At 70.9% G+C, this 24,762-nt stretch carries 19 protein-coding genes and 3 pseudogenes; 14 read left to right on the top strand and 8 right to left on the bottom strand.

Features of this window, described 5'->3' with window-relative positions:
• Positions 1-175 precede the first annotated feature (175 nt).
• A complete protein-coding gene (locus AB0D27_RS15435; protein WP_362507666.1) occupies positions 176-1,936 on the top strand; it encodes a protein phosphatase 2C domain-containing protein in 1,761 nt (586 codons plus the stop codon).
• Positions 1,937-1,998: 62 nt separating this feature from the next.
• Positions 1,999-3,741, top strand: a complete 1,743-nt coding sequence (locus AB0D27_RS15430) for a pyruvate dehydrogenase (RefSeq protein WP_362507663.1) — start codon at positions 1,999-2,001, stop codon at positions 3,739-3,741.
• 21 nt (positions 3,742-3,762) lie between these two features.
• Here the strand turns inward: AB0D27_RS15430 and AB0D27_RS15425 are convergent.
• Together AB0D27_RS15425 and AB0D27_RS15420 are read right to left on the bottom strand one after the other, a co-directional pair.
• Positions 3,763-4,062: pseudogene (locus AB0D27_RS15425) on the bottom strand (transcriptional regulator); the annotation flags it as partial.
• Between the two features lie 4 nt (positions 4,063-4,066).
• A pseudogene (locus tag AB0D27_RS15420) lies at positions 4,067-4,706 on the bottom strand (alpha-mannosidase); the annotation flags it as partial.
• A 216-nt stretch (positions 4,707-4,922) separates the two neighbouring features.
• Between AB0D27_RS15420 and AB0D27_RS15415 the strand changes: the two are divergent.
• Complete coding sequence (locus tag AB0D27_RS15415; RefSeq protein WP_362507660.1) at positions 4,923-5,375, top strand: ATP-binding protein; 453 nt, start codon at positions 4,923-4,925, stop codon at positions 5,373-5,375.
• An 89-nt stretch (positions 5,376-5,464) separates the two neighbouring features.
• On the opposite strand, the gene AB0D27_RS15410 is transcribed toward AB0D27_RS15415, so the two are convergent.
• Positions 5,465-6,505: a DUF2637 domain-containing protein gene (locus AB0D27_RS15410; protein WP_362507657.1), complete on the bottom strand. Its 1,041-nt coding sequence runs from the start codon at positions 6,503-6,505 to the stop codon at positions 5,465-5,467.
• Between the two features lie 334 nt (positions 6,506-6,839).
• Positions 6,840-7,688: a (2Fe-2S)-binding protein gene (locus AB0D27_RS15405; RefSeq protein ID WP_362507654.1), complete on the bottom strand. Its 849-nt coding sequence runs from the start codon at positions 7,686-7,688 to the stop codon at positions 6,840-6,842.
• Between the two features lie 157 nt (positions 7,689-7,845).
• On the opposite strand from AB0D27_RS15405, the gene AB0D27_RS15400 reads away from it, so the two are divergent.
• The gene (locus AB0D27_RS15400; RefSeq protein ID WP_362507651.1) at positions 7,846-8,685 is read left to right on the top strand and encodes a GntR family transcriptional regulator; all 840 of its coding nucleotides are present in this window, start codon (positions 7,846-7,848) and stop codon (positions 8,683-8,685) included.
• A gap of 146 nt (positions 8,686-8,831) precedes the next feature.
• Entirely contained in the window at positions 8,832-9,137 is a 306-nt protein-coding gene (locus AB0D27_RS15395) for a hypothetical protein (RefSeq protein ID WP_362507648.1), read from the top strand.
• A 9-nt stretch (positions 9,138-9,146) separates the two neighbouring features.
• Here AB0D27_RS15395 and AB0D27_RS15390 read toward each other — a convergent pair whose 3' ends face one another.
• A complete protein-coding gene (locus AB0D27_RS15390; protein WP_362507645.1) occupies positions 9,147-9,920 on the bottom strand; it encodes a hypothetical protein in 774 nt (257 codons plus the stop codon).
• Positions 9,921-10,055: 135 nt separating this feature from the next.
• Positions 10,056-11,729, bottom strand: coding sequence for a PucR family transcriptional regulator ligand-binding domain-containing protein (locus AB0D27_RS15385; protein ID WP_362507642.1), 1,674 nt, complete (start codon positions 11,727-11,729; stop codon positions 10,056-10,058).
• A 379-nt stretch (positions 11,730-12,108) separates the two neighbouring features.
• On the opposite strand from AB0D27_RS15385, the gene AB0D27_RS15380 reads away from it, so the two are divergent.
• The 5 genes from AB0D27_RS15380 to AB0D27_RS15360 all read left to right on the top strand — a co-directional run bounded on the left by AB0D27_RS15380 (position 12,109) and on the right by AB0D27_RS15360 (position 18,908).
• Positions 12,109-12,999: a xanthine dehydrogenase family protein subunit M gene (locus AB0D27_RS15380; RefSeq protein ID WP_362507639.1), complete on the top strand. Its 891-nt coding sequence runs from the start codon at positions 12,109-12,111 to the stop codon at positions 12,997-12,999.
• Positions 12,999-13,601, top strand: a complete 603-nt coding sequence (locus tag AB0D27_RS15375) for a (2Fe-2S)-binding protein (protein ID WP_362507636.1) — start codon at positions 12,999-13,001, stop codon at positions 13,599-13,601. The genes AB0D27_RS15380 and AB0D27_RS15375 overlap by 1 nt, the downstream gene beginning before the upstream one ends.
• Positions 13,602-13,603: 2 nt before the next feature.
• Complete coding sequence (locus tag AB0D27_RS15370; RefSeq protein WP_362507633.1) at positions 13,604-15,991, top strand: molybdopterin cofactor-binding domain-containing protein; 2,388 nt, start codon at positions 13,604-13,606, stop codon at positions 15,989-15,991.
• Positions 15,992-16,233: 242 nt separating this feature from the next.
• Positions 16,234-17,691, top strand: coding sequence for an NCS2 family permease (locus AB0D27_RS15365; protein WP_362507630.1), 1,458 nt, complete (start codon positions 16,234-16,236; stop codon positions 17,689-17,691).
• A gap of 65 nt (positions 17,692-17,756) precedes the next feature.
• On the top strand, positions 17,757-18,908 hold the full coding sequence (locus AB0D27_RS15360) for an XdhC/CoxI family protein (protein WP_362507627.1): 1,152 nt from the start codon (positions 17,757-17,759) through the stop codon (positions 18,906-18,908).
• Between the two features lie 94 nt (positions 18,909-19,002).
• On the opposite strand, the gene AB0D27_RS15355 is transcribed toward AB0D27_RS15360, so the two are convergent.
• Together AB0D27_RS15355 and AB0D27_RS15350 are read right to left on the bottom strand one after the other, a co-directional pair.
• A complete protein-coding gene (locus AB0D27_RS15355) occupies positions 19,003-19,443 on the bottom strand; it encodes an SRPBCC family protein (RefSeq protein WP_362507624.1) in 441 nt (146 codons plus the stop codon).
• Positions 19,444-19,593: 150 nt separating this feature from the next.
• Positions 19,594-19,695, bottom strand: a pseudogene (locus AB0D27_RS15350) (polysaccharide deacetylase family protein); the annotation flags it as partial.
• Positions 19,696-19,838: 143 nt separating this feature from the next.
• Between AB0D27_RS15350 and AB0D27_RS15345 the strand changes: the two are divergent.
• The 4 genes from AB0D27_RS15345 (at position 19,839) to AB0D27_RS15330 (ending at position 24,753) form a co-directional block, all read left to right on the top strand.
• Entirely contained in the window at positions 19,839-21,512 is a 1,674-nt protein-coding gene (locus tag AB0D27_RS15345) for a tryptophan 7-halogenase (RefSeq protein WP_362507621.1), read from the top strand.
• Positions 21,513-21,665: 153 nt separating this feature from the next.
• Entirely contained in the window at positions 21,666-23,342 is a 1,677-nt protein-coding gene (locus AB0D27_RS15340) for a tryptophan 7-halogenase (RefSeq protein ID WP_362507618.1), read from the top strand.
• A 128-nt stretch (positions 23,343-23,470) separates the two neighbouring features.
• Positions 23,471-23,809: a hypothetical protein gene (locus AB0D27_RS15335; RefSeq protein ID WP_362507615.1), complete on the top strand. Its 339-nt coding sequence runs from the start codon at positions 23,471-23,473 to the stop codon at positions 23,807-23,809.
• The gene (locus tag AB0D27_RS15330) at positions 23,797-24,753 is read left to right on the top strand and encodes an AEC family transporter (protein ID WP_362507612.1); all 957 of its coding nucleotides are present in this window, start codon (positions 23,797-23,799) and stop codon (positions 24,751-24,753) included. Before AB0D27_RS15335 ends, AB0D27_RS15330 begins: the two co-directional genes overlap by 13 nt.
• Positions 24,754-24,762 lie beyond the last annotated feature (9 nt).

The raw sequence follows: 24,762 nt of genomic DNA, 5'->3' as shown, positions 1-24,762 counted from the left end.
GGTCGGCTACGCGATCCAGTCCTCCGGGCTCTTCCCGCACATGACCGTCGCCCAGAACATCGCGCTCGTACCGTCGTTCGACGCTTCTTCCGACACGCCGTTCGAGTGCCCTTCCCTTGGCCGTTTTTCCGGATGCCCCGTTTTCATCCGGCTCCCGCGGTGGACAATTAGGGGCATGAGTGAGCAGGGGGAGAAGCCCACCGGTCATGAGGACGACTGGTGGAGGCAGTTGTACGACGACTCCACCGAGGACACGGGGCCTGCGGCCGCGGCTGATTCCCTGGACGACCGGTTCGCGTCGGCCGCGGGGACGGTCGGAATGGCGGAGCAGGCCTCCGCCGTACCGCAGCCGCCCGCCGTACCCGGGCAGCCGTCCGCCGTCCCGGAGCAGCGCTCCGGCATACCGGGGCCGCCTTCCGCCGTACCGGGCCCGCCTTCCGCCGTACCGGGGCCGCCCTCCGCCGTACCGGGCCCGCCCTCCGCCGTACCGGGGCCGCCCTCCGCCGTCCCGGAGCAGCGTGGTGGCGGCTCCGGGGAGTGGCCCGGCGCGACGCCGCGCGCGCCGCACCCCGGCCGGTGGGAGGGTGATGCCGCTTCCGGGGCGGGTTCCGATGTCGGCCGGTGGGAGGGTGATGTCCCTTCCGGGGCGGGTTCCGATGTCGGCCGGTGGGAGCGTGATGCCGCTTCCGGGGCGGGTTCCGATGCCGGTCGGTCGGCGCGTGATGCCCCTCCCGGGGCGGGTTTCGAACTCGGTTCGCTTCAGAGCAGTGGGCTCACCCGGCAGCCCGCCCCCTGGGAGCCCCCGCCCGCCGAAGCGCCGGCCCCCGCGGCCTTCCCGCCCGGGCCGACACCGCCGGGGTTCCCCGTCAGGGAGCCCAGCAGCGGTCGTACGGACGCGGAACCCCCCGCAGCCCCGGCCGCGCAGGACGCACCTTCCCAGCAAACCGCCCTCTCCGTCCCCGATCAGCCGCCCCGCGTCGACTACGTCGGATCCGGACCGCCCACGTACGACGCCGAACCCACCGCGCTGCCGCCCGCCGACCCGGACGACCTCGACGACCTGGTCGCCGACACCGTGCTGGACGGCGCCCGCTGCGGAACCAGCACTCTGCGGGCCGTGTCCGTGCGCGGGGACTCCGCGCGCTACCGGGGCGAGCCGCGCCGGGACTCGCTGCTCACCGCCCGGTTCGGGGCGGGGGAGCAGGCATTGGTGCTGGTGGCGATGGCGACCGGGGCCCGGGCCACGCCGGGCGCGCACCGGGCGGCGGCCGAGGCGTGCCAGTGGATCGGGCGGGCCGTGGGCCGCAGCCACGCTCGGCTGGCCGAGGACATCCGGGCCGCCCGGCGCGGCGACCTGAAGTCGGGGCTGCACCGGCTCACCGACCGCAGCCTCGGCAAGCTGCGGGCGAGCGCGGCCGAGCAGGCCATCGAACCCGAGGAGTACACCGCGAGCCTGCGCTGTCTGCTGCTGCCCGCCGACCCGGAGTGCCGTACGCGGGTCTTCTTCGGTGTCGGCGCCGGCGGACTGTTCCGGCTGCGGGACGGCGAGTGGCAGGACATCGAGCCCCGGGTCGCGGAGGCCACCGGCGAGGCCGTGGTCGGCTTCGGGTCGCTGCCCCACGAGACCCCCGAGGGCGACCGGCTCACCATGGACCTGGGCATCACGACGCCCCCGAGCCCGTACGAACCGGCCCCCCGACCGCCCCGCGACCCCTTCCGTTTCCGCGCGTCCGTCGCCCGCCCGGGTGACACGCTCCTGCTGTGCACCGGTGGCCTCGCCGAGCCGCTGCGCGGCGAACCGGAACTCGCCGAGCACCTGACAACGCGGTGGTCGGCGGGCGAACCGCCCGGTCTCGCCGCATTCCTCGCGGACACCCTGGTACGGGTCAAGGGGTACGCCGACGACCGGACGGCCGCCGCCGTTTGGGAGGCGTAACCGCGCACCCTGTGAATTCATGGACCCAACGGATCCAAGGATTGTGAAGAGGTGCGTGAAGCATGGCCAAGCAGAACGTCGCCGAACAATTTGTCGACATCCTCGTCCGCGCGGGCGTCAAGCGCCTGTACGGAGTTGTCGGCGACAGCCTCAACCCGGTCGTGGACGCGATCCGGCGCAACTCCGCCATCGACTGGATCCACGTCCGCCATGAGGAGACCGCCGCCTTCGCCGCGGGCGCCGAGGCCCAGATCACCGGCAAGCTCACCGCCTGCGCCGGCTCCTGCGGCCCCGGCAACCTGCACCTCATCAACGGCCTGTACGACGCCCACCGCTCCATGGCCCCGGTCCTCGCCCTCGCCTCGCAGATCCCCTCCAGCGAGATCGGCCTCGGCTACTTCCAGGAGACCCACCCCGACCAGCTCTTCCGTGAGTGCAGTCACTACAGCGAGCTGATCTCCAGCCCGAAGCAGATGCCGAGGCTGCTGCAGACCGCGATCCAGCATGCAGTGGGCCAGTCCGGCGTCAGCGTGGTCTCCCTCCCCGGCGACATCGCCTCCGAGCCCGCCCCGGACAAGGCCGTCGAGACCGCCCTCGTCACCGCCCGGCCCACCGTCCGCCCCGGCGACGCCGAGATCGACCGGCTTGTCGCGCTGATCGACGAGGCCGACAAGGTCACCCTCTTCTGCGGCAGCGGCACGGCGGGCGCGCACGCCGAGGTCATGGAGTTCGCCGAGAAGATCAAGTCCCCGGTGGGGCACGCCTTGCGTGGAAAGGAATGGATTCAGTACGACAACAAATTCGACGTCGGCATGAGCGGGCTCCTCGGCTACGGCGCCGCCTACGAGGCAACCCACGAGTGCGATCTGCTCATCCTGCTCGGCACCGACTTCCCGTACAACGCCTTCCTCCCCGACGACGTCAAGATCGCCCAAGTCGACGTCCGGCCCGAGCACTTGGGCCGTCGTTCGAAGCTGGACCTGGCGGTCTGGGGCGATGTGAAGGAGACCCTGAACTGTCTGATCCCGCGCGTGAAGGCCAAGGAGAACCGGCGCTTCCTCGACAAGATGCTGAAAAAGCACGCCGACGCGCTCGAGGGCGTTATCAAGGCGTACACGAGGAAGGTCGACAAGCACGTCCCGATCCACCCCGAGTACGTCGCCTCCGTCCTCGACGAACTCGCGGACGACGACGCGGTGTTCACGGTCGACACCGGTATGTGCAACGTCTGGGCGGCCCGCTACATCTCGCCCAACGGCCGCCGCCGCGTCATCGGCTCCTTCTCGCACGGCTCGATGGCCAACGCGCTGCCGATGGCGATCGGTGCCCAGTTCACCGACCGCAAGAGGCAGGTCGTGTCGATGTCCGGGGACGGTGGATTCGCCATGCTGATGGGTGACTTCCTCACCCTCGTCCAGTACGACCTGCCGGTGAAGGTGGTCCTCTTCAACAACTCCTCCTTGAGCATGGTCGAGTTGGAGATGCTGGTCGCGGGGCTGCCCTCCTACGGCACCACGAACAAGAACCCCGACTTCGCGGCGGTGGCCCGCGCCTGCGGGGCGCACGGCGTCCGGGTCGAGAAGCCCAAGGATCTCCCCGGCGCCCTCAAGGACGCCTTCAAGCACAAGGGCCCGGCCCTCGTCGACATCGTCACCGACCCCAACGCCCTGTCCATCCCGCCGAAGATCAGCGCGGAGATGGTGACGGGCTTCGCGCTCTCGGCGTCGAAGATGGTGCTCGACGGGGGCGTGGGCCGCATGGTGCAGATGGCCCGCTCCAACCTGCGCAACGTGCCGCGGCCTTAGGGCCTGTCCGCCGGACAGACCCTAGTGGGTGAGAGGGACCCAGCGGCGTCCGGCGTACCCGCAGTGGGGCAGGCCCTTGGTGCCGCTGGTGCGGAACGGGCGTCCGTGGTCGTCGATGCGTACGGTGCCTGTGCGTCCCCCTGAGGACCAGTCGAGTTCCAGCTACCAGCGGCAGTCGTAGTCCTCGGTCCAGGCGTCGACCAGCAGCACTTGCGGATCCTTGGCGGACACCCGGTAGGGCATGCGCATCGCCGGAACAGCCCTGCCGGTGTCACTGCCCGGGACCGAGCGGGCGATGGGCCGCTCGACGTCCACATCGACGGTGGGCGCGCAGGATCTCGTGCCGCCGCGACCGGTCCGCGTCCAGCTCGTGGATCAGCTCCGACAGCACCTCGATGTCCAGGAAGAGCCGCCACACGTCCTCGTCGAGTACGGCGAGATCGACAGCGGCGAATCAGTAGATCGGCCGATCGCCGGCGGTCAGCACGTCCCCGGGAGACGTGGGCTCGAAGCCGTGCGGGACGGCCGGGTCGGCCGCCGCCTCCAGCAGCAGATGGACGGCCTCGCCTCCCCTCGCGGGCGCCCCGACGGTCAGATGCCGGTCGTGCGGGTGAACGCCCCTGAGGGGGACGCCGCCGGCGTCGTAGAGGAGCCCCTCCGCCTGGAAACCGGGCCCGTCACCCGTGAAGCCGGGGTCGACGCCACCTCCACCAGGCGGCCGGTCCACTCCCCGGCACCCGGCCCACGATCCGGAACCAACTCGTCGACCAGGGCTTTCCCCAGAGTGCTCCGGTGGTGAAGGGCTCGTACGCGGCCTGCAGCGCCTGGTCCAACGGCACCGGCTCGCCGGGCACGTGCCACGCGGACAGCACCAGCGGCACCCGGTCCGCGTACTGCGCGGGGCACAGGAACTGCCGCAGCGCGCGCTCCAGGCGCCCCTCCACCAGCGAACGGTCGTCGTGCACGGCGGCTCATCGACGCTCGGACGGCTCTGTCCACCGTGTCACCTCCCCGCGAGAACGCCGCGCACCCGCGTGGGTCCGACGGGTGGTTGACCATTCGACATGACTGTCACGTTCCCCACGGGGCATGGATCCCCGTGAACGTGTTCGAGCAGGAGGGGAACCGACATCGGCACGCAGGCGGGGGTCATGAAGAGGCAGGCAAGAGGAGGTGGGCCCATGACCACGGGGGCCTCCTCCGCCAGGGCAGTGGAGGAAGCGACCGACGAGGTGACGGACCAGCCGGACGGCGCGCAGCTCAGGCGCAGGCTGGGCAGGGCGGATCTGCGGGCGGTGCCCGAGGCCAGAAAGGCGCTGCGGGAGCTGTTACGGCACTGGGGGAAGCCGGGAAGGTCCGAGATAGCCGAGCTGCTGACCAGCGAGCTCGTCACCAACGCACTGATTCACACTGACAACGACGCGGTCCTGACGGCCACCGTGGGACCCCGTGGACTCCGCGTGGAGGTACGGGACTTCGTGGCACGCAGGCCCAGACTGCGGGTACCGGCCGCCGACGACGGTACGCACGGCAGAGGCCTCGTTCTCGTGCAGTCCCTGGCGGACGCGTGGGGCGTACGGACGCATGGCGTGGGCAAGGCGGTGTGGTTCGAACTGGACGGCGGCGTGGTGTAGACACCACGCCGCCGTTGTTTCTGTCCGGGTCCGGCCGGTGCGCGGCCGGACCGTCCGGGCCTGATCAGACCCGAGCCCCGTCCATGGGGTCAGCCGAACTGCTGCTCGAGGTCCTTGAGCTTGCGCTCCAGGGAGTCGAGGCGCGGCAGGGCCATCGTGTCGTCCTCCGCGGTGAGGTCGACGGTGATCGGCTCAGTGCTCTTGCGGACGGGAGTAAGGGAGGGCCGTGAGCGTACGGGCAGTTGCTCCGCGGTCGATATGGCAGGCTCCGCTGAGGCCTGGGCGGGCGCCCGCTCCACGGTCGCCGTCTCCAGCTCCCGTCCGGTGCCACGGCCGGCCAGTCCGCGGTGGCCGCGGCTGAGCGCCTTGAGGTGGGCCCGGTTGACCCGCTCCTCGTTCCGGCGGCGCATTCGGTTCTGCTCCTTCTGGCGGCGGTCCTCGCGCACCTCGTCGACGGCCTCGTCGAGGGTACGGACGTTCTCAAGGAGCATCAGAGACCAGGCGCTGTACGTCTCACGGGGCGCGCGCAGCCAGCGGACGATGCGGATCTGCGGGAGCGGACGCGGGACCAGGCCCTGCTCACGCAGCGCGGCACGGCGGGTCTGCTTCAGCGCGCGGTCGAACAGCACGGCGGCCGACATCGACATGCCGGCGAAGAACTGCGGAGCGCCCGCGTGGTCGATGCCCCGCGGCGCGTGCACCCAGTTGAACCAGGCCGCCGCACTCGCGAACGTCCATACGAGTATCCGGGAGCCGAGCGCCGCGTCACCGTGGCTGGCCTCGCGCACCGCGAGCACGGAGCAGAACATGGCCGCGCCGTCCAGGCCGAACGGGACGAGGTACTCCCAGCCGTCGGAGAGGCCGAGGTTCTGCTCGCCGAAGCCGACCAGGCCGTGGAAGGAAAGAGCCGCGGCGACCGCGGCGCAGCAGAACAGCAGCACATAGGAGGCGGTGCCGTAGAGAGCCTCCTTGCGCCTGCGGCGTTCTTCGCTGCGCTCCCACGAGTCGTCGCTGCTCGCGCTTTCCCCGGACCGCTTGCCGCGCGCGAGCACCGCCACCGCCGCCAGCAGTCCCAGGAGCAAAACGGCGCCCGGAAGCAGCCAGTTCAGCGATATGTCGGTCAGTCTCATCTGGGGTCCCTTGCATTGGGATAGGGCGTAACGCCCGCCATAGTGGCCCAATCCCGTCGGCCCTCAGGGGGTTTCGGGGCAAGAGGCCGCCAAGGGAGTGCAAGGGGATGCGCAGGGCGACATTCTGCTCGAACTGCCGCGCGAGGGACGGGAGTTGAGTGCGAATAAGATTACCCGTACGGATGGTTCCACGGAAAGTTCCTGCGACAAGTGAGGAAGTTGTGAATCGCCGGTAATCCGCCAGGAGGCTCCGTGAGGGGCTCCCGGGCTCCGTGGGGAGTCCTGGGAGAGTTGATCTTAGGTCACGGGTGAGCCGGGTCCCCGCCGGGGTGCCTCAACTGGCGGCGGCCGCCGCCAACTTCGTCACACGGTCCGCGTCACAGGTGCGCGGGCAGGTGGCGCAGGTGTCCTCGGGGCGCAGGGTGTAGAAGAGGCAGCAGCTCACCCGGTCGCGGGTGGACAGTGACTCCCCGTCCGGGCCGGTCAGCTCACGGAACGCGGCGGAGCCGGTGTACGGCTGGGTCGCCCCCGGCAGCAGCAGCTCCAGCTCGCGCATCGCGCGCCGCTCCTCGCCGAGCAGGTGGGCGACGTACCAGAGGCCCTCGACGATCTCGTCGGTCGCCATGCCCCACAGGGCCCGGCCGCGCCGCCGCATGCGGGGGCCGAAGCCGCCGAGGACGGGCTCCAGGTGTTCGGCCACGGCGGCCCGTACCTCGGCCCGCAGCGCTTCCTCGTCCGGGACCACCCGGGCGCCCGGCAGCCCGGCCGCCGGATCGCCGGGCAGGCACGCGAACGTGGTGACGCGGACGGCCATCCTGCCGAGGGCGCGCTGGTATGTGACGTGTTCCACAGGGAGGCGGGGCACGCGGCGCCGAAGGAACCAGGGGGCGGTGATCAGCAGGCAGGCGGGCCACGCGTACCGGTGCAGTCCGAATCCGGCCACGACGTCCGGGCGCGCCCGCTGTCCGTAGTCCCGGATCACCTGCGCCTCGTCCCAGGCGAGGAACGCGTCCAGGTCGACCCCGCCCTCCGCGAGCCGGGCGGCGGCCATCCAGCCGTCGCCGCGTGGGGCTTCTTCCCCGTGCCGTAGCTCCGTGACGCTCAGCCCGGGGAAGGCGTCGGTCAGCCGGGCGTACGCGTCCGCGACGGCCGAGGCGTCTAGGGGCAGGGCGGGAGCGGACATGCGAGAACCACCGCTTCACGATCGTTTGCAGGTAAGGCTCACCTTACCCAAGGCGGTGAATGTTTGAACTGACGCCATGTGCGCCTATGGTGCTTGACGGACGGGTGACAACCGCCCCAATGACCCCCAAGTACGACCAAGCCCGCAGGAGGACCCCGTGGAGCAGGCCGGCCCGCTGGGCGCGCACGTCTCCACCGGCCCGGGGGTCCCGGAGGTGCGTACGGGGACCGTTCGGGTGCCCGCACGGCAGCGGGCCATGGACGTGGACCGCGAGCGGGGCGTCACGGCCGCCGGTGCCGGCGCCGGGGCGCGCGGCGAGCACACCCACAGTGAGCCGCCCATCCCGCGCACCCGCGCCGAGGGCGCCCGTCCCGTCGTACAGCGGGCCTCCGTGCGCGGGCAGATCCTCGACGCCCTGCGCACCGCGCTCGTGGCCGGGGAGCTCGCCCCCGGAGAGGTGTACTCGGCGCCCGCGCTCGGCGAGCGGTTCGGGGTGTCCGCGACGCCGGTACGGGAGGCGATGCAGCAGCTCGCGCTCGAGGGCGCCGTCGAGGTCGTACCCAACCGGGGCTTCCGGGTCGTCCAGCGCGGCACGCGTGAGCTCGCCGAACTCGCCGAGATCAGGGCGCTGATCGAAGTCCCGGTGATGCTGCGCCTCGCGCGCACCGTCCCCGCCGCGCGCTGGGCGGAGCTGCGCCCGCTCGCCGAGGCCACGGTGCGGGCCGCGTCCTCGGGCTGCCGCGCGACCTACGCCGAGTGTGACCGCGCCTTCCACCGCGCTGTCCTCGCTCTCGCGGGCAACCGACAGCTGGTGCAGATCGCGGACGACCTGCACCGCCGCGCCCAGTGGCCCCTCGTCGGCGGTCCCGTCTCCCGGGGCCGGGCCGACCTCCTGGCCGACGCCGCCGAACACACCGCGCTTCTCGACGCGTTGATCGCCGAGGACCTGACGGTGGTGCAGTCCCTGGCGCGGGAGCACTTCGCCGGCGGGTGCTGAAGCGTCCGGTACGCGCGCTTCCGATCGCCCATGTCGCGGACCCGTACGGTCCGTGCAACATCCCCCGCCGCCGGGAACCCGGGCCGCCCCGCACGCGTGCCCCCGGATACACGGCGAGAGCCGGACCCAAACCGGGGGAGAGACCGATGCCCGACCCGTCCTTCATGGCTCAGCAGCAGGCGCAGCAGGCCGCCCAGCAGGCCCAGCAGATCCATCAGAACCATGTACGGCAGCACCGCCACACGCACGACATGGCCCACGCCCGCCACACCGGCGCGCCCCACACGCACCGTCCCCTGCCGTACACCGGGAGCCGGGGCGGCGGCCTGCGCGGCTTCCTGACTCTCCTGGTGATCGTGGCCGTCGTCGTCTACGTGGCCCACGACCCCGCATTGCGCGCAAGCGTCGAGACGTTCGCCCGCAGCCTGCTGGCGCACGTCCAGAGCAACTGAGCCGGGAGGTCAGGCTGTCGCCGCGGGCGGAGTCAACTGCTGCGCCAGCCAGGTGGGTACGCCCCCGAGCAACCGGAACAACCGCCCCGCCTCGGCGCGCAGCCGAGACGCCTCGGGCTCGGTCTCCGCGTCGGCCAGCGACGCCAACGCCGGTGCCGTACCCACGAGATACCCCAACTCCTCCCGGATCCGGAGGGATTCGGTGAACCCGTGGCGCGCCTCCGCCAGCTCCCCGTCCCGCAGGGCGAGTCCGGCGAGGTGCCGCCAGGTGAACGAGAGCAGCAGCGGGTCCCCGTGGGCGACCGCGCCCGCGTGAGCGCGCCGGTACGCGGCGCGGGCCGCCTGCGGGGAGCGCGCGAGGTTCTCGGCCAGCAGCCCCCGACGGAAGTCGAGGAGGGCCCGCCCGGGCGCCCCGGGAGCGAGCAGCGCGGCGGCCCGGCCGAGCGCCGCCCGCGCCTCGTCCGCCCGGTCGCGCACCCCGAGCAGCGTCGCCGCGTACGCCAGTTGCCCGCGCTCACAGGCCGCAGCGCCCCGCTCGTCGTCGCTCTGCGCCAGCGCCTCCGCCGTCCTCAGCGCGTCCTCCGCCTCGGCCCAGCCCTGTTCGGTGTACAGGCACCGCTCGACGAGGAGCGAGGCTCTCTGCAGCGCCGCCGCCGCGGTGTGCGGCTCGAGCAGCGCGGCCGCGTCGGCCCAGCAGGCGCGCGAGCGCAGCCGCCATACCGCGGTCTGGAGTGGATCGTCCCCTGCAGTCGTTCCGTAACCAGACATGGCGGTATGCGCCACGTTGCCCTCCCCGAGCACACCATTGAGCTGTTGAGTGCTGGCATCTCAGCACGGATCGCAGGGCCCGGCCAAGGGGGTGGGTGAAGGATTTCACAAAGTCATGGGAGTCCGTCGGCTCCTCGGCGGCATCGGGAGTCAGCTCATGCGCAGCGCCAGGAAGAAGTCCAACTTGTCCTCCAGGCGGGACAGATCACGACTCGTCAACTGCTCGATCCGGCCCACCCGGTAGCGCAGAGTGTTGACATGCAGGTGCAGACGGCTGGCACAGCGCGTCCAGGAGCCGTCGCAGTCCAGGAACGCCTCGAGGGTGGGGATCAGCTCGGCGCGGTGGCGGCGGTCGTAGTCGCGGAGGGGGTCCAGCAGCCGCGCGGTGAAGGCGCGGCGGACGTCGTCCGGCACGAAGGGCAGCAGCAGCACATGCGAGGCGAGCTCCTGGTGGCCGGCCGCGCACACCCGGCCGGGGCGCGCCGCGGCGACCCGGCGGGCGTGCCGGGCCTCCTCCAGGGCGCCGCGCAGCCCCTCCGCCGAGTGCACGGCGGCGCTGACGCCGAGCGTGGCCCGGCCGTCGTCGTTCAGACCGGCCGACAGCGGATCCCGTACGGCCTCCAGGAGCGCGTCGGCCTGCACCCCCGACTCGGAGCCGTCGTGCTCCGACGACACCGCGGGAAGCGGTACGAGGGCGATCGCCTCGTCACCCGTATGGGCGACGGCTATGCGGTCGGATTGCTCCGGACCGGTGGACAGCGGGTCGACGAGGATTTCCTCCAGGAGCGACTGGGCCACCGGGCCGCCCTCGATCTCGGCGCCGTCCCACTCGACGCGCGCCACCACCACCTGCCAGTGCGGGGCGGCGCCCAGGCCCGGCAGCAGCACCGGCGCCGCGACCCGCAGGCGCGCCGCGATCTCGGCGGGTGCGGCCCCCGTCTGGACCAGCTCCAGGACCTCCTGCGCGAGCCGCCGTCGCACCGTGCGCGCCGCGTCCCGGCGGTCACGCTCCACCGCGATCAGCTGGGTGACGCCCTGGAGCAGATCGAGCCGCCCCTCGGGCCAGTCCCCGGCGTCCGCCTCGACGGCCAGCAGCCAGTCGGAGAGCACCGTCTCGCGCACATCCCGGGAGGCGCCCGTGGAGCGCCCGGACGAGCGGATCGGGAAGAGCGAGTACGTCGTCGTGCCGACCGTGACCCGGTGTGGCGCCCGGCGGCCGGTGCGTACCGCCGCCAGGTGCTCGGCGGCCAGCTTGGCGCACACGTCCGCGGACAGCGCGGCCCCCGCGACCTTCGAGCCGGCGACGGGCCGTCCAGTGGGGGAGAGCACCCAGGCGTTCAGGTCCAGGTCGCTGCCCAGCAGGTCCAGGACCACGTCCGGGCCGCCGCCCGCCGGGCCCGAGGTCATCATCCGCCGGTGCCGGTCGACCACGGCCGCGAGGTCCCCGGCCCGCTCGCCGGACACCTGCCGTACGACGTGTTCGGTGATCGTCGCGAACGCCACCGACTCGTTCACGGCGAACAGCGGCAGCCGGTTCCGGACGCAGGCCACCACCAGGTCGTCCGGGATGTCGCCGAGTTCCGCCTCACCGGCGGCCAGGGCCGCGACCCCGGCGCTCGCGAGGATGCGGACGAAGGGCTCGGAGTCCGCGGCGTCGTGCCGCCAGGCGAGGCCCGTGAGGACCAGCTCGCCGCCCGAGAGGTAGCGGCTGGGGTCCTTGAGGTCCGTGGTCATCACACCGCGCACGGTGCGGTCCAGCTCGTCCTCGCCGCCGAGCAGCCGCAGGCCCAGCGCGTCGGTGTCCAGCAGTGCGCGCAGCCGCATTCTCGTCGCCGCCGATCTTTGTCTCGAAATCTACGATGGATCTGTGGTGAGGCCCCCGCGTGAGGGTCCTTGGCCCGCTCGGGCCGCCGTCCTCGGCCCGCTTGGGCCCGCTTGGGCCTGTGTCCTGGGCTTTCGAGAGCTGGGCTCACTGTTTCCAGGGGGAAGCAGAGAGGTTACTGATGACCTCCGTTCATACGAATCTACAAGATGAGCTCCCTGGCCAGCCAACTCCTTCATGGTTTCAGTGACTGACCCAGGGGCGGGACCGCGCTGTGTACTGGCCCCAATCCACGTGAACAACTCATGAACGAGCCAGCCCGACCGCACACGATCTGGCTCAAACAGAACGACCCCACGATACGAATGAAGAGAGCCACTCATGGACTTCCTTCGCCCCGCCAGCTGGGAGGAGGCGCTCGCCGCCAAGGCTGAGCACCCCACGGCTGTGCCGATTGCGGGTGGCACCGATGTGATGGTCGAGATCAACTTCGACCACCGCCGGCCCGAGTACCTGCTGGATCTGAACCGCATCGGTGAGCTGAGCGAGTGGGAGGCCGGCGAGGAGAGCGTGCGCCTGGGCGCCTCCGTTCCGTACACCAAGATCATGGAGAACCTGCGCGCGGAGCTCCCGGGGCTGGCCCTGGCCTCCCACACCGTCGCCTCCCCGCAGATCCGCAACCGCGGCGGCGTGGGCGGCAACCTCGGCACCGCCTCCCCGGCCGGTGACGCCCACCCCGCGCTCCTCGCGGCGGGCGCCGAGGTCGAGGTCGAGTCCGTACGCGGCTCGCGGCTGATCCCGATCGACGCGTTCTACACCGGCGTCAAGCGCAACGCGCTCGCCCCCGACGAGCTGATCAGGGCCGTACACATCAAGAAGGCGGACGGCCCGCAGCAGTACTCGAAGGTCGGCACCCGCAATGCCATGGTCATCGCGGTCTGCGCCTTCGGCCTGGCGCTGCACCCCTCGTCGCGGACGGTCCGCACCGGCATCGGTTCCGCCGCGCCCACGCCCGTCCGTGCCAAGGCCGCCGAGGAGTTCCTGAACGCGGCGCTCGAAGAGGGCGGCTTCTGGGACAACGGAAAGATCATCACCCCGTCGGCCGCCAAGCAGTTCGCGGACCTCTGCTCCGCCGCCTGCAACCCGATCGACGACGTCCGGGGCACGGCGAGCTACCGCCGCCACGCGGTCGGCATCATGGCCCGCCGCACCCTGACCTGGGCCTGGGAGTCCTACCGCGGCACCGCCGCCAGCACGGAGGGAGTCGCGTAATGCGCGTCAATTTCACGGTCAACGGCCGCAAGCAGGAAGCCGACGACGTCTGGGAGGGCGAGTCCCTTCTGTACGTCCTGCGCGAGCGCCTCGGCCTTCCTGGTTCCAAGAACGCCTGCGAGCAGGGCGAGTGCGGTTCCTGCACGGTCCGCCTCGACGGGCTGCCGGTGTGTTCGTGTCTGGTCGCGGCCGGTCAGGTCGAGGGCCGCGAGGTCGTCACGGTCGAGGGCCTCGCGGACTTCGCCAAGCAGCGTGCCGAGCACGGCGGTTGCGCTACGGGAGCCTGCGGTACGGCCGGGAAGTCCGGCACCACGCTGGACGAGGCCAAGCGGTGGGAGTCCAAGCCGCAGGACTCGCAGACCGGTGAAGGCACCGAACTCTCCTCCATCCAGCAGGCGTTCATCGACGCCGGCGCCGTCCAGTGCGGCTTCTGCACCCCGGGTCTGCTGGTCGCGGCCGACGAGATGCTGGAGCACAACCCGAACCCGACCGACGCGGACATCCGCGAAGCGCTCTCGGGCAACCTCTGCCGCTGCACCGGCTACGAGAAGATCATGGACGCGGTCCGCCTCGCGGCCGCACGTCAGTCTGAGGCGGTCTGACCATGGGAACCACGGGTACGCCCACCAAAATCACCCAGGGCACCAAGTCCAAGGGCGGTATCGGCGAGTCGACGCTCCGCCCGGACGGCACCCTCAAGGTCACCGGCGAGTTCGCGTACTCGTCCGACATGTGGCACGAGGACATGCTGTGGGGCCAGATCCTGCGCTCCACCGTCGCCCACGCCGAGATCGTGTCGATCGACACCTCCGAGGCCCTCGCGCAGCCGGGTGTCTACGCCGTCATGACGTACGACGACCTGCCGACCGAGGTGAAGAACTACGGCCTGGAGATCCAGGACACCCCGGTCCTCGCCCACGGCAAGGTCCGCCACCACGGTGAGCCGGTCGCCATCGTCGCCGCCGACCACCCGGAGACCGCGCGCCGCGCCGCCGCCAAGATCAAGGTGGAGTACAAGGAGCTGCCGGTCATCACGGACGAGGCGTCCGCGACCGCGCCCGACGCGATCCTGATCCACGAGGGTCGCGACGACCACCACATCGGCCATGTCCCGCACCCGAACATCGTGCACCGCCAGCCGATCATCCGCGGCAATGTCGAAGAGGCCGCCAAGAAGGCCGACTTCATCGTCAAGGGCGAGTACGCCTTCGGCATGCAGGACCAGGCCTTCCTCGGCCCGGAGTCCGGCCTGGCCGTGCCGTCCGAGGACGGCGGCGTCGAGCTCTACATCGCCACCCAGTGGCTGCACTCCGACCTCAAGCAGATCGCCCCGGTCCTCGGCCTGCCCGAGGACAAGATCCGTATGACGCTCTCCGGCGTCGGCGGCGCGTTCGGCGGCCGCGAGGACCTGTCGATGCAGATCCACGCCTGCCTGCTCGCGCTGCGCACCGGCAAGCCGGTCAAGATCGTCTACAACCGCTTCGAGTCCTTCTTCGGACACGTCCACCGCCACCCCGCGAAGCTCTCCTACGAGCACGGGGCGACCAAGGACGGCAAGCTCACGCACATGAAGGCGCGGATCGTCCTGGACGGCGGCGCCTACGCGTCGGCCTCCCCGGCGGTCGTCGGCAACGCCTCCTCGCTGGGCGCGGGCCCGTACGTGATCGACGACGTCGACATCGAGGCCGTCGCCCTCTACACCAACAACCCGCCCTGCGGTGCCATGCGCGGCTTCGGCGCGGTCCAGGCGTGCTTCGCGTACGAGGCGCAGATGGACAAGCTCGCCGACAAGGTGGGCATGGACCGGGTCGCGTTCCGTCAGCTCAACGCGATGGAGCAGGGGACCGTCATGCCGACGGGCCAGCCCGTCGACTCGCCCGCCCCGGTCGCCGAACTGCTGCGCCGCGTCAAGGCGATGCCGCTGCCGCCCGAGCAGCAGTGGCTCGCGGCCGGCGAGCAGGCCGACGTACGCCAGCTGCCGGGCGGCCTGTCCAACACCACGCACGGTGAAGGCGTCGTACGCGGTGTGGGCTACGCGGTCGGCATCAAGAACGTCGGCTTCTCCGAGGGCTTCGACGACTACTCGACGGCCAAGGTCCGCATGGAGGTGGTGGGCGGCGAGCCCGTCGCGACCGTGCACACCGCGATGGCGGAGGTCGGCCAGGGCGGTGTCACCGTCCACGCGCAGATCGCCCGCACCGAGCTGGGCGTCACCCAGGTGACGATCCACCCGGCCGACACGCAGGTGGGCAGCGCCGGTTCGACGTCCGCGTCGCGTCAGACGTACGTCACCGGTGGCGCCGTCAAGAACTCCTGCGAGCTGGTGCGCGAGAAGGTCCTGGAGATCGGCCGCCGCAAGTTCGGTACGTACCACCCGGCTTGGGCCACCGCCGAACTCCTCCTGGAGGGCGGCAAGGTCGTCACCGACGGCGGCGAGGTCCTCGCCGATCTGGTCGACGTCCTCGAAGGCGAGGCCGTCGAGGTCGAGGCCGAGTGGCGGCACCGTCCGACGGAGGCCTTCGACCTGCGTACCGGCCAGGGCTTCGGTCACGTCCAGTACACCTTCGCCGCGCACCGCGCCGTCGTCGAGGTGGACACCGAGCTCGGCCTGGTCAAGGTCATCGAACTGGCCTGCGCCCAGGACGTCGGCAAGGCGCTCAATCCGCTCTCCGTCATCGGCCAGATCCAGGGTGGCACCATCCAGGGCATGGGCATCGCGGTGATGGAGGAGATCGTCGTCGATCCCAAGACCGCGAAGGTCAGGAACCCGTCCTTCACGGACTACCTGCTCCCCACCATCCTCGACACGCCGACCATCCCCGTCGACGTGCTCGAACTCGCCGACGACCACGCCCCGTACGGGCTCCGTGGCATCGGCGAGGCCCCGACCCTGTCGTCCACCCCGGCCGTCCTCGCGGCGATCCGGAACGCGACGGGTCTGGAGCTCAACCGCACGCCGGTACGCCCCGAGCACCTCACGGGCACCGCGTAAGGCTCTCCGGGCGGCGCACGGAACGTCACACACTCCCGCGCCGCCCGGAGTACTCAAGTACCGCACCGCTCGCGGAACTTGGCACGACAGAAGCACCAGCACCAGTCCCTTTCGTTCGTCTCGGGCCGTCCCCCGGGTCGTGCGGCCGAAGCACCTTCCCAAATCCCGCAGCCACCAGGTGGTTGCTCAACCGTCAGGGCGGTTGAGGCGGGTGCCCCTTTGAACCTTGGGAGTAGGCCCACATGACCCAGCAGTCAATGGAGCCGAAGACCACCGCGGAGGACGCGGGCACGGGTACCCGTGTCCCGGCCGGACGGTCTTGGCTCGACCAGTACTTTCACATATCCCAGAGAGGATCATCGCTCGCGCGTGAGGTGCGCGGCGGCGTCACCACCTTCATGGCGATGGCGTACATCCTGCTGCTCAACCCCCTGATCCTGTCCGGCCAGGACGCGGCGGGGGACACGCTCGGCCAGAAGGGTCTGATCACCGCGACCGCGTTCGCGGCGGCCTTCACCACGCTCCTCATGGGCTTCGTCGGCAAGGTGCCGCTCGCCCTCGCCGCGGGACTCTCCGTCTCCGGTGTGCTCTCCTCGCAGGTCGCCCCGCAGATGACCTGGCCGCAGGCCATGGGCATGTGCGTGATGTACGGCGCGGTCATCATGCTCCTGGTCGTCACCGGCCTCCGCGAGATGATCATGAACGCGATCCCGCTGGCGCTGAAGCACGCCATCACCATGGGCATCGGCCTGTTCATCGCGCTGATCGGCCTGGTCAAGGCGGGCTTCGTCCACCCGGGCAAGGCGACCCCGGTCACCCTCGGCCCGGCCGGTGAACTCGCCGGCTGGCCGGTGCTGCTCTTCGCGGCGACCCTGCTCCTGATCTTCATGCTCCAGGCGCGCAACATCCCCGGCGCCATCCTGATCGGCATCATCTCCGGCACGATCGTGGCCGTCACCCTCAACGGCCTCGGCGTCATCGACCCCAAGCAGTGGGCCAGCGGCGCTCCCGAACTGCACGGCAGCGCCGTCTCGATGCCGGACTTCTCGCTCTTCGGAAACGTCGAGTTCGGCGGCTGGGGCAAGGTCGGCGCGATGACGGTCGGCATGATCGTCTTCACCCTCGTGCTCGCCGGGTTCTTCGACGCGATGGCCACCATCATCGGCGTCGGCACGGAGGCCAAGCTGGCCGACGCGCAGGGCCGGATGCCGGGCCTGTCGAAGGCGCTGTTCATCGACGGTGCGGGCGGAGCGGTCGGCGGTGTCGCCGGCGCGTCCGGTCAGACCGTCTTCGTCGAATCGGCGACCGGTGTCGGCGAGGGTGCCCGCACGGGCCTCTCCTCGGTCGTCACCGGCCTGTTCTTCGCGGCGTGCCTCTTCTTCACCCCGCTGACGGCGATCGTCCCCGGCGAGGTCGCGGCGGCGGCGCTGGTGGTCATCGGCGCCATGATGATGATGAACGCTCGCCATGTGGACTGGGCCGACCGCGCCACCGCGATCCCGGTCTTCCTGACGGTCGTGATCATGCCGTTCACATACTCGATCACCGCGGGTGTGGCGGCCGGAGTCATCAGCTACGTCGCCATCAAGGTCGCTCAGAGCAAGGCCCGGGAGATCGGGGCGTTCATGTGGGGCCTGACGGCGATCTTCTTCGTCTACTTCGCCCTGAATCCGATCGAGAGTTGGATGGGCGTCCACTGACGCCTTGGGCCCGGTGGTCGAACCGGGCCCGCCTTCCACGCAACCGCTGTTAAGGAGACCGAGAGATGCTGGACATCGCCGAAGAGCTGCACCGGTGGGTCGAGCAGGGACGCGATTTCGCCGTCGCCACCGTGGTGGCCGTCGGTGGCAGCGCACCCCGCCAGCCGGGCGCCGCACTCGCCGTCGACTCCGACGGCACGGCGATCGGCTCGGTCTCCGGCGGTTGCGTGGAGGGCGCGGTCTACGAACTGTGCAGACAGGCTCTGGAGGACGGCGAAACGGCCCTGGAGCGCTTCGGCTACAGCGACGAGGACGCCTTCGCCGTCGGCCTGACGTGCGGCGGCGTCATCGACATCCTGGTCACACCGGTCCGCCGCGGCGACCCCGCCCGGCCGGTGCTCGCGACCGCGCTGGCCGCCGCGGCGGGCGGGGAGGCGGCCGCGGTCGCACGCATCGTGAGCGGTCCCGCCGAGCTGATGGGCCGCGCCGTCGTCGTACGCCCCGACGGCTCGTACGAGGGCGGCTTCGGCGCCCACCCCGAACTGGACCGCACGGTCGTCGGCGAGGCGACCGCCTTCCTGGACGCGGGCCGCACCGGCACCCTGGAGATAGGAGAGCAGGGCTCTCGTTGCGGAGCACCGCTCACCGTCCTGGTCGAGTCCTCGGTCCCGCCCCCGCGCATGATCGTCTTCGGCGCCATCGACTTCGCGTCGGCGCTGGTCCGCATTGGCAAGTTCCTGGGATACCGCGTCACGGTGTGCGACGCCCGCCCGGTCTTCGCGACGGAGGCCCGCTTCCCGGACGCGGACGAGATCGTCGTGCAGTGGCCGCACACGTACCTGGAATCGACGGAGGTCGATGCCCGAACGGTCCTGTGCGTGCTGACCCACGACGCCAAGTTCGACGTTCCGCTCCTCCAGCTCGCGCTGCGGCTTCCGGTGGCGTACGTGGGCGCGATGGGCTCCCGCCGCACCCACCTGGACCGCAACGAGCGCCTGCGCGAAGTCGGCGTGAGTGAGCTGGAGCTGGCCCGGCTGCGCTCTCCCATCGGCCTGGACCTGGGTGCCCGTACCCCCGAGGAGACGGCGCTGTCGATCGCCGCGGAGATCGTGGCCAACCGGCGTGGAGGGAGCGGGGTCTCACTGACCGGTGCTCACACATCGATCCACCACGACGCGACGTCGGTACCCGCCGGGCGGATCGGATCGGTGGCCTGAGCGCTGTACGACGAAAAGGGCCCGCCGCACACAACGGCGGGCCCTTTCGCGTGCCGCATGCAGTGACCCCGGCGAGGCGCCGGACCGCGTGCCCTCACCCCCGCCGAAGCAGCCTCTCCACCGCCCGCCCGAACATCCACCGCGCCGCCCACTCCAGCGGCCGATCGGCGACCCGGGGCAACCAGCGCACGCTCAGATCCTCCCGCCAGACCACCCGAGAGCCGCCGTCGGCCGCCGGGTGCGCCTCGATCTCGGCCCAACCGGTGACGAAGGTGCCGTGCTTGACCAGCCGGCACAGTCCCGGACTCCCGTCCCGCGGCGGCTGCCAGATGGCGACCTCCATCGGATCCTCGAACGCCAGGGGCCCCAGCCCCGAACGTGCCACGAACACCGTGCCCTCCCGGGTCGGCGGCGGCGTGCGCACGGTGACCCGGGTCAGCGGTACGACGTCCGCATGCCGGGGCCAGTCGGTGAGGCACCGCCAGCTCTGTGCGACGGGATGCGGGGATACGCGTTCCAGCAGGAATCGGACCACGAGGTGATCGTAGGCATACGAAGGCGGTGGAACGGGAGGTGAACTCTCACGCAACCGGCTGATGTCGGGTGCCACCGGCCTGCCATTCCCTCATGGGGCGAGCAATGCACGCCGCCCCCAGGGGGAGTTGGGCGCCATGCCGCTGAAGGCGTACTGCGTGTCGTTCGTCCGCCCCTGCGGGGGCCGCATCAGCCTCGGCTTGTGGCCGGTGAGCCGCTCTGTCTCCTCGTTCGGGCGTTGCAGCTCCTCCCGTCCCGCTGCGCGGAATCCCGTCGGCGCCGCTGAACGACCCATTGGTGCCCGGCACTTGACCGGCCGACGGGTCTTTACCCGGTAACTCAACGCCTATAGAATTCAACACGTCCAGAATTCGGCACCGAGTGGTGGTGGGGCACGTGGGCGTGACCGGCGAGGAGAATTCGCGCACGGTGTACGACGTGGCGGTGATCGGCGGCGGGTTCGCGGGGGCGCTGCTCGCGGCGGTGCTCGCGCGGGGCGGGGTGCGGACGCTCCTGCTCGAGCGGGAGCCGGCGCCGCGCTTCGCGGTGGGGGAGTCGATGGTGCCGTACACCGCGGCGCTCGCCCGCCTGGTCGCCCGACGCTACCGGGTGCCCGAGGTCGAACACCTCAGCAGTCTCAGGGCGGTTCAGCGCGAGATCTCGCCGAACTGCGGCGTGCTGCGCAACATGGGCTTCGTCCATCACCGCGCGCACCTGCCCCAGCACCCGGGGGAGATCTATCAGGTCGTCAACCCCTCGATCGTCCCGCCCGTGCCCCATCTCTACCGGCAGGACATCGACGCCCATCTCCTGGGTGTCGCCCGCCGGTACGGGGCGACGGTGCGCACCGGACCCGACGCACGCCTGGACGGGCTGCGGATCGACGCCGACACCGGGGTGACCCTGCGCACAGGGAAGGGGGAGGAGTCCGCACGGTACGTGGTCGACGCGGGCGGACCGCAGGCGCCGGTGTCGAGGGAGTTGCAGCTGAGGGAGGAGCCGACCCGGGCGCGGCACCACTCCCGCACCCTCTTCACCCACATGACAGGTGTGACCCCGTACGACGAGACTCCGGCCGGGCGGCTGCACGACCAGCCGAGCCCATGGCACCAGGGCACCCTGCACCATGTCTTCGACGGCGGCTGGCTGTGGGTCATCCCCTTCGACAACCAGCCGCGCTCCGCCAACAGCCGATGCAGCGTCGGCCTCACCCTCGATCCGCGCAAGCACCCCGCCTCCGACCTGTCGCCGCAGGAGGAGTTCGACGGCTTTCTGGCCCGGTTCCCCGATGTGGCACGGCAGTTCACGCACGCCGAGCCGGCCCGGCCCTGGACGTCGACCGGGCGGCTCCAGTACTCCTCCAAGCGCGTCGTGGGCGACCGCTACTGCCTGGCGTCCCACGCCGCCGGCTTCGTCGACCCGCTCTACTCGCGCGGGCTGGCGCACAGCCTCGAGGTCGTCAACGCGCTCGGCCGGCGCCTGATCGACGCGGCACATGACGGTGACTGGTCGACCACGCGGTTCCAGTACGTCGAGGATCTCCAGCAGTCCCTCTTCGACGCGCACGACGATCTGACGTACGCCTCCTTCGTCTCCTTCCGCGACTTCGAGCTCTTCAACGCCGTCGTACGGACCTGGACGGTGAGCACCGTGCTGGGCGCCCTCGCCGTGGAGAACGCGTGTGCCGCCTACGGCAGGAGCGGCGACGACTCCGTCTTCCGCGACCTGGAGGACACCCGGCACCCCGGATCGCCGTTCCCCGGGAGCGCGCACTTCAACGCCCTCGGGCCGCTGACCCGCACGCTGTGCGAGGAGGTGGAGGCCGGTACGCGCACGCCCGGGTCGGCGGCCGAGCGCATCTTCGACGCGATCCGGGAGGCGGACTACCTTCCTCCGTCGCTTGGTCTGGCAGACCCGGCCGACCGGTTCTTCCACAACACCCCCGCGCGCATCGCGCGGGCCGCCCGCTGGGTCCGCACCGACGCTCCCGACGAGGTCGGCGCGCTGCTCAAGGGCGCCATGGGCGGGCTGATCAGGGAGCGTCTGCGCGGCGTGCGCCGTCCCGGCTGACCCAGCCGGGTCCGTCCGGCGGAGGACCCGGCCGCGGCCCCGTGGGCCGGTCGCCAGGTCGTACGGGCGCACGGTGGGCGCGCGGTCGAACGACCGCGCGGCCGAGGTGTGCGGGCCGCAGTCCTGTCCGCCCCGACGAGAAGGAGACAGCACGTGAAACCAACGGGCAACGCTGAGCCGGAGAAGACGACCTACGACGTCGCGATCCTCGGATCGGGCATCGCGGGATCGCTTCTCGGAGCGATCCTGGCACGGCAGGGGACCAAGGTCCTGCTGCTGGACGCCGGTTCGCATCCCCGGTTCGCGATCGGCGAGTCGACGATTCCGTTCACCCTGGTGTCCTTGCGCACCCTCGCGGAGCGCTACGACGTTCCGGAGATCGCCGCGCTCGCCTCGTTCACCGACACCACCCGCACCATCGGACCGCGCTTCGGCGTCAAACGTCACTTCGGATTCCTGCTCCACCACGAAGGCGCCCCGCAGAATCCCCGTGAGGTCAACGAGTTCAACACTCCACCCCAACTCCTGCACGAGGCCGCCCACTTGTTCCGCCAGGACACCGACTCCTACCTCTTCCAGGTGGCGGTCAAGTACGGCTGCAAGGCCCGGCAGAACTTCTTCGTCACCGACATCGACTTCGACGGCTCGGGCGTCACCCTGGCCGGGAAGGACGGCGAGTACCGGGCCCGCTATCTGGTGGACGCCAGCGGATTCCGTTCCCCGGTCGCGGACAAGTTCGGGCTGCGCGAGGACCCCTGCCGGTTCAAGCACCACTCCCGTTCGATCTGGAACCACGTCGTCGACCTCACCCCGACCGACCGGCTCTTCGACCACCTCCCGGACAGCCAGCGGCCCCCCGTCCCCTGGTACGAGGGCACCGTCCACCACATGTTCGACCGCGGCTGGGCCTGGGTGATCGGCTTCAACAACAACAAGTGGTCCAAGAATCCGCTGTGCAGCGTCGGTATGACCGTCGACCCGCGACGCTTCCCCAAGCCGGAGGGGCTGAGCCCCGAGGAGGACTTCGCCCGGCTCGCCGCGCCCTTCCCGGACATCGTCCGGCAGTTCGAGGGCATGAAGGCGGTGCGGGAATGGACCTCGACCGGGCGCCTTCAGTACTCCTCGAAACAGACCGCAGGTGACCGCTGGTTCCTGCTCTCCCACGCGGCCGGCTTCCTCGACCCGCTCTTCTCTCGCGGCCTGTCCAACACGACCGAGGCCCTGAACGTGCTGGCGTGGCGGCTGCTGCGCGCGGTCAAGGACGACGACTTCTCCGGCGAGCGCTTCGCCCCCGTCGACCGCCTGCAGCAGTCGCTGTTCGACTACAACGACTCGCTGGTCAACTCGGCCTTCATCTCCTGGAGCGACTACGACCTGTGGAGCGCGGTCTTCAGGATCTGGGCCTGGGGGGCCAACGCGGGCGTGTACCGGATGCAGAGCGCGCTCACCAAGTTCCGCAAGGACGGCCGCGACCGGCACTTCGTCGACCTGGAGGACGTGCCGTACCCCGGTCTGTACTGGCCCGACCACGACGGCTTCGCCGAGCTGTACGAGACGATGGTGAAGCAGTGCGAGGCGGTGGAAGCCGGCGCCGTGCGCGCCCCGGACGCGGCGGACCTGCTGTACGAACGGCTGCTGGCGGCCGATTTCGTGCCCAAGCACTTCGGATACGCCGAGCGCGAGGTGCGCTTTTTGAACCCGCGTCCCAAAGCCCTGCTGGGGATGCTCCGTTGGGCCGCCACCGAGGCGGACCCCGTGGTGCGCCGACTGGTCCTCGGCAACGGGCGTGAGGCGATCAAAGCGAGGCTGAAGGGCAGCAAACTGTTCTGACGGCCTCCCGGGCGGCGCCGCACCGCGCGGGTCTACCGCCGAAGTCAACGTGTGTCTTCCGCCGCGCGGCCCCGCCCGCACCCTCATAGGAATCACCCTGGTGCAGTCCATGGGCCCTGGTGCACACCATGGGCCAGGGCCTGTGGATGGCGCTCAACGCCCTCTCCACGACAGCCGTACTCGGGCTGTCTCCCGGCCGGTTCGGGATCGGCGCCGGGGCCGCCGCCGCGGTGCCCCCGGCGCCGAGCACCCCCAGCGGGCACCTCGCCGGTGGAGGACCTGAGCCCCGGGTCCGTCCGGAGGCGGACAGCGCGTTCGTCTGCGGTACGGCGTGCGAGGTGCTGCCGGTGTCCCGGATCGACGACCACACGTACGAGCCGCGCGGGAATTCCGTGATCCAGCGACTGATCACCGGCTACCGTGCCCTCACCGACGAGGGGGAGGCCGTACGGCCATGGGGGCACTGACCGCGCTGGAGAAACTCGTACCGGTGGTGCTGGCCTTCGGTTGCGGAGTCCTGCTCGCGCGCCGCAAGACCGTGCCCGCGGACAGCTCGCGGGCGTTCGCCGACTACGCGTTCCTCTTCGCGGTCCCCTGCTATCTCTTCGGCAACATCTACACCAGTGACCTGGGCGTCCTCTTCAACTGGCGCGCCATCCTGGCCTACGCGACCACGGCCGCCCTCGCCGTGCTCGCCGTCGGGGTCCTGGCGGGCCTGCGCGGCGTACGCGATCCCCGGGCCGTGGCGCTGCGCATCATGGCCGGGGTGCAGGTGAACACCGCCTACTTCGCCGTTCCCGTGTTCATCACGCTCTTCGGGAACGCCGCCCCGATCTTCCCGGTCCTCCTTTTCCAGGTCTGCGTCCTGACCCTCGTGATCATCTCGATCATGGAGCTGGGACGGCCCGAGCGTGACGCCACGGTGGGGCCGGGCCCGCTGCTGCTGCGCGCCGTCGGAGCCTCCCTCGCCACCCCGCTCGTCCTCGCCTGCAACGCGGGCATCCTGCTCAATCTGCTGTCGCTGCACGTCCCGAAGGCGGTCCTGGACGGGTTCTCGTTCGTCGGCGACAGCGCGTCCCCCGTGGCGCTGTTCGCCCTGGGGCTGCATCTGGGCGGCAGCGGACTCACCGTCCGGGGCACCAGCCGCGAGGAGATCGGGCTCATCGCGTTCAAGTGCCTGGTCTTTCCCCTGATGACCTGGGCGGTCTGCGCCACCGTCTTCGGCGTCGGCGGCGACTGGCTGAAGTACCTCGTGCTCATCGCCGCGATGCCGGCCCCGCAGAACCTCTTTATTTTCGCCCAGCGCTACGACATCGGCGTCGACATGTCGGCGTCACTCGTGATCAAGAGCTCGGTCGCGGCCCTGTTCCTGCTCCCGCTGTGGATGCAGTGGGCGGTGCACGTCGGCTGAGCGGCCCTC

It is taken from the genome of Streptomyces sp. NPDC048415, from assembly GCF_040651675.1.
In the GTDB taxonomy this organism is placed as follows: Bacteria; Actinomycetota; Actinomycetes; order Streptomycetales; family Streptomycetaceae; genus Streptomyces.
This window is presented reverse-complemented; position numbering and strand designations above follow the sequence as displayed.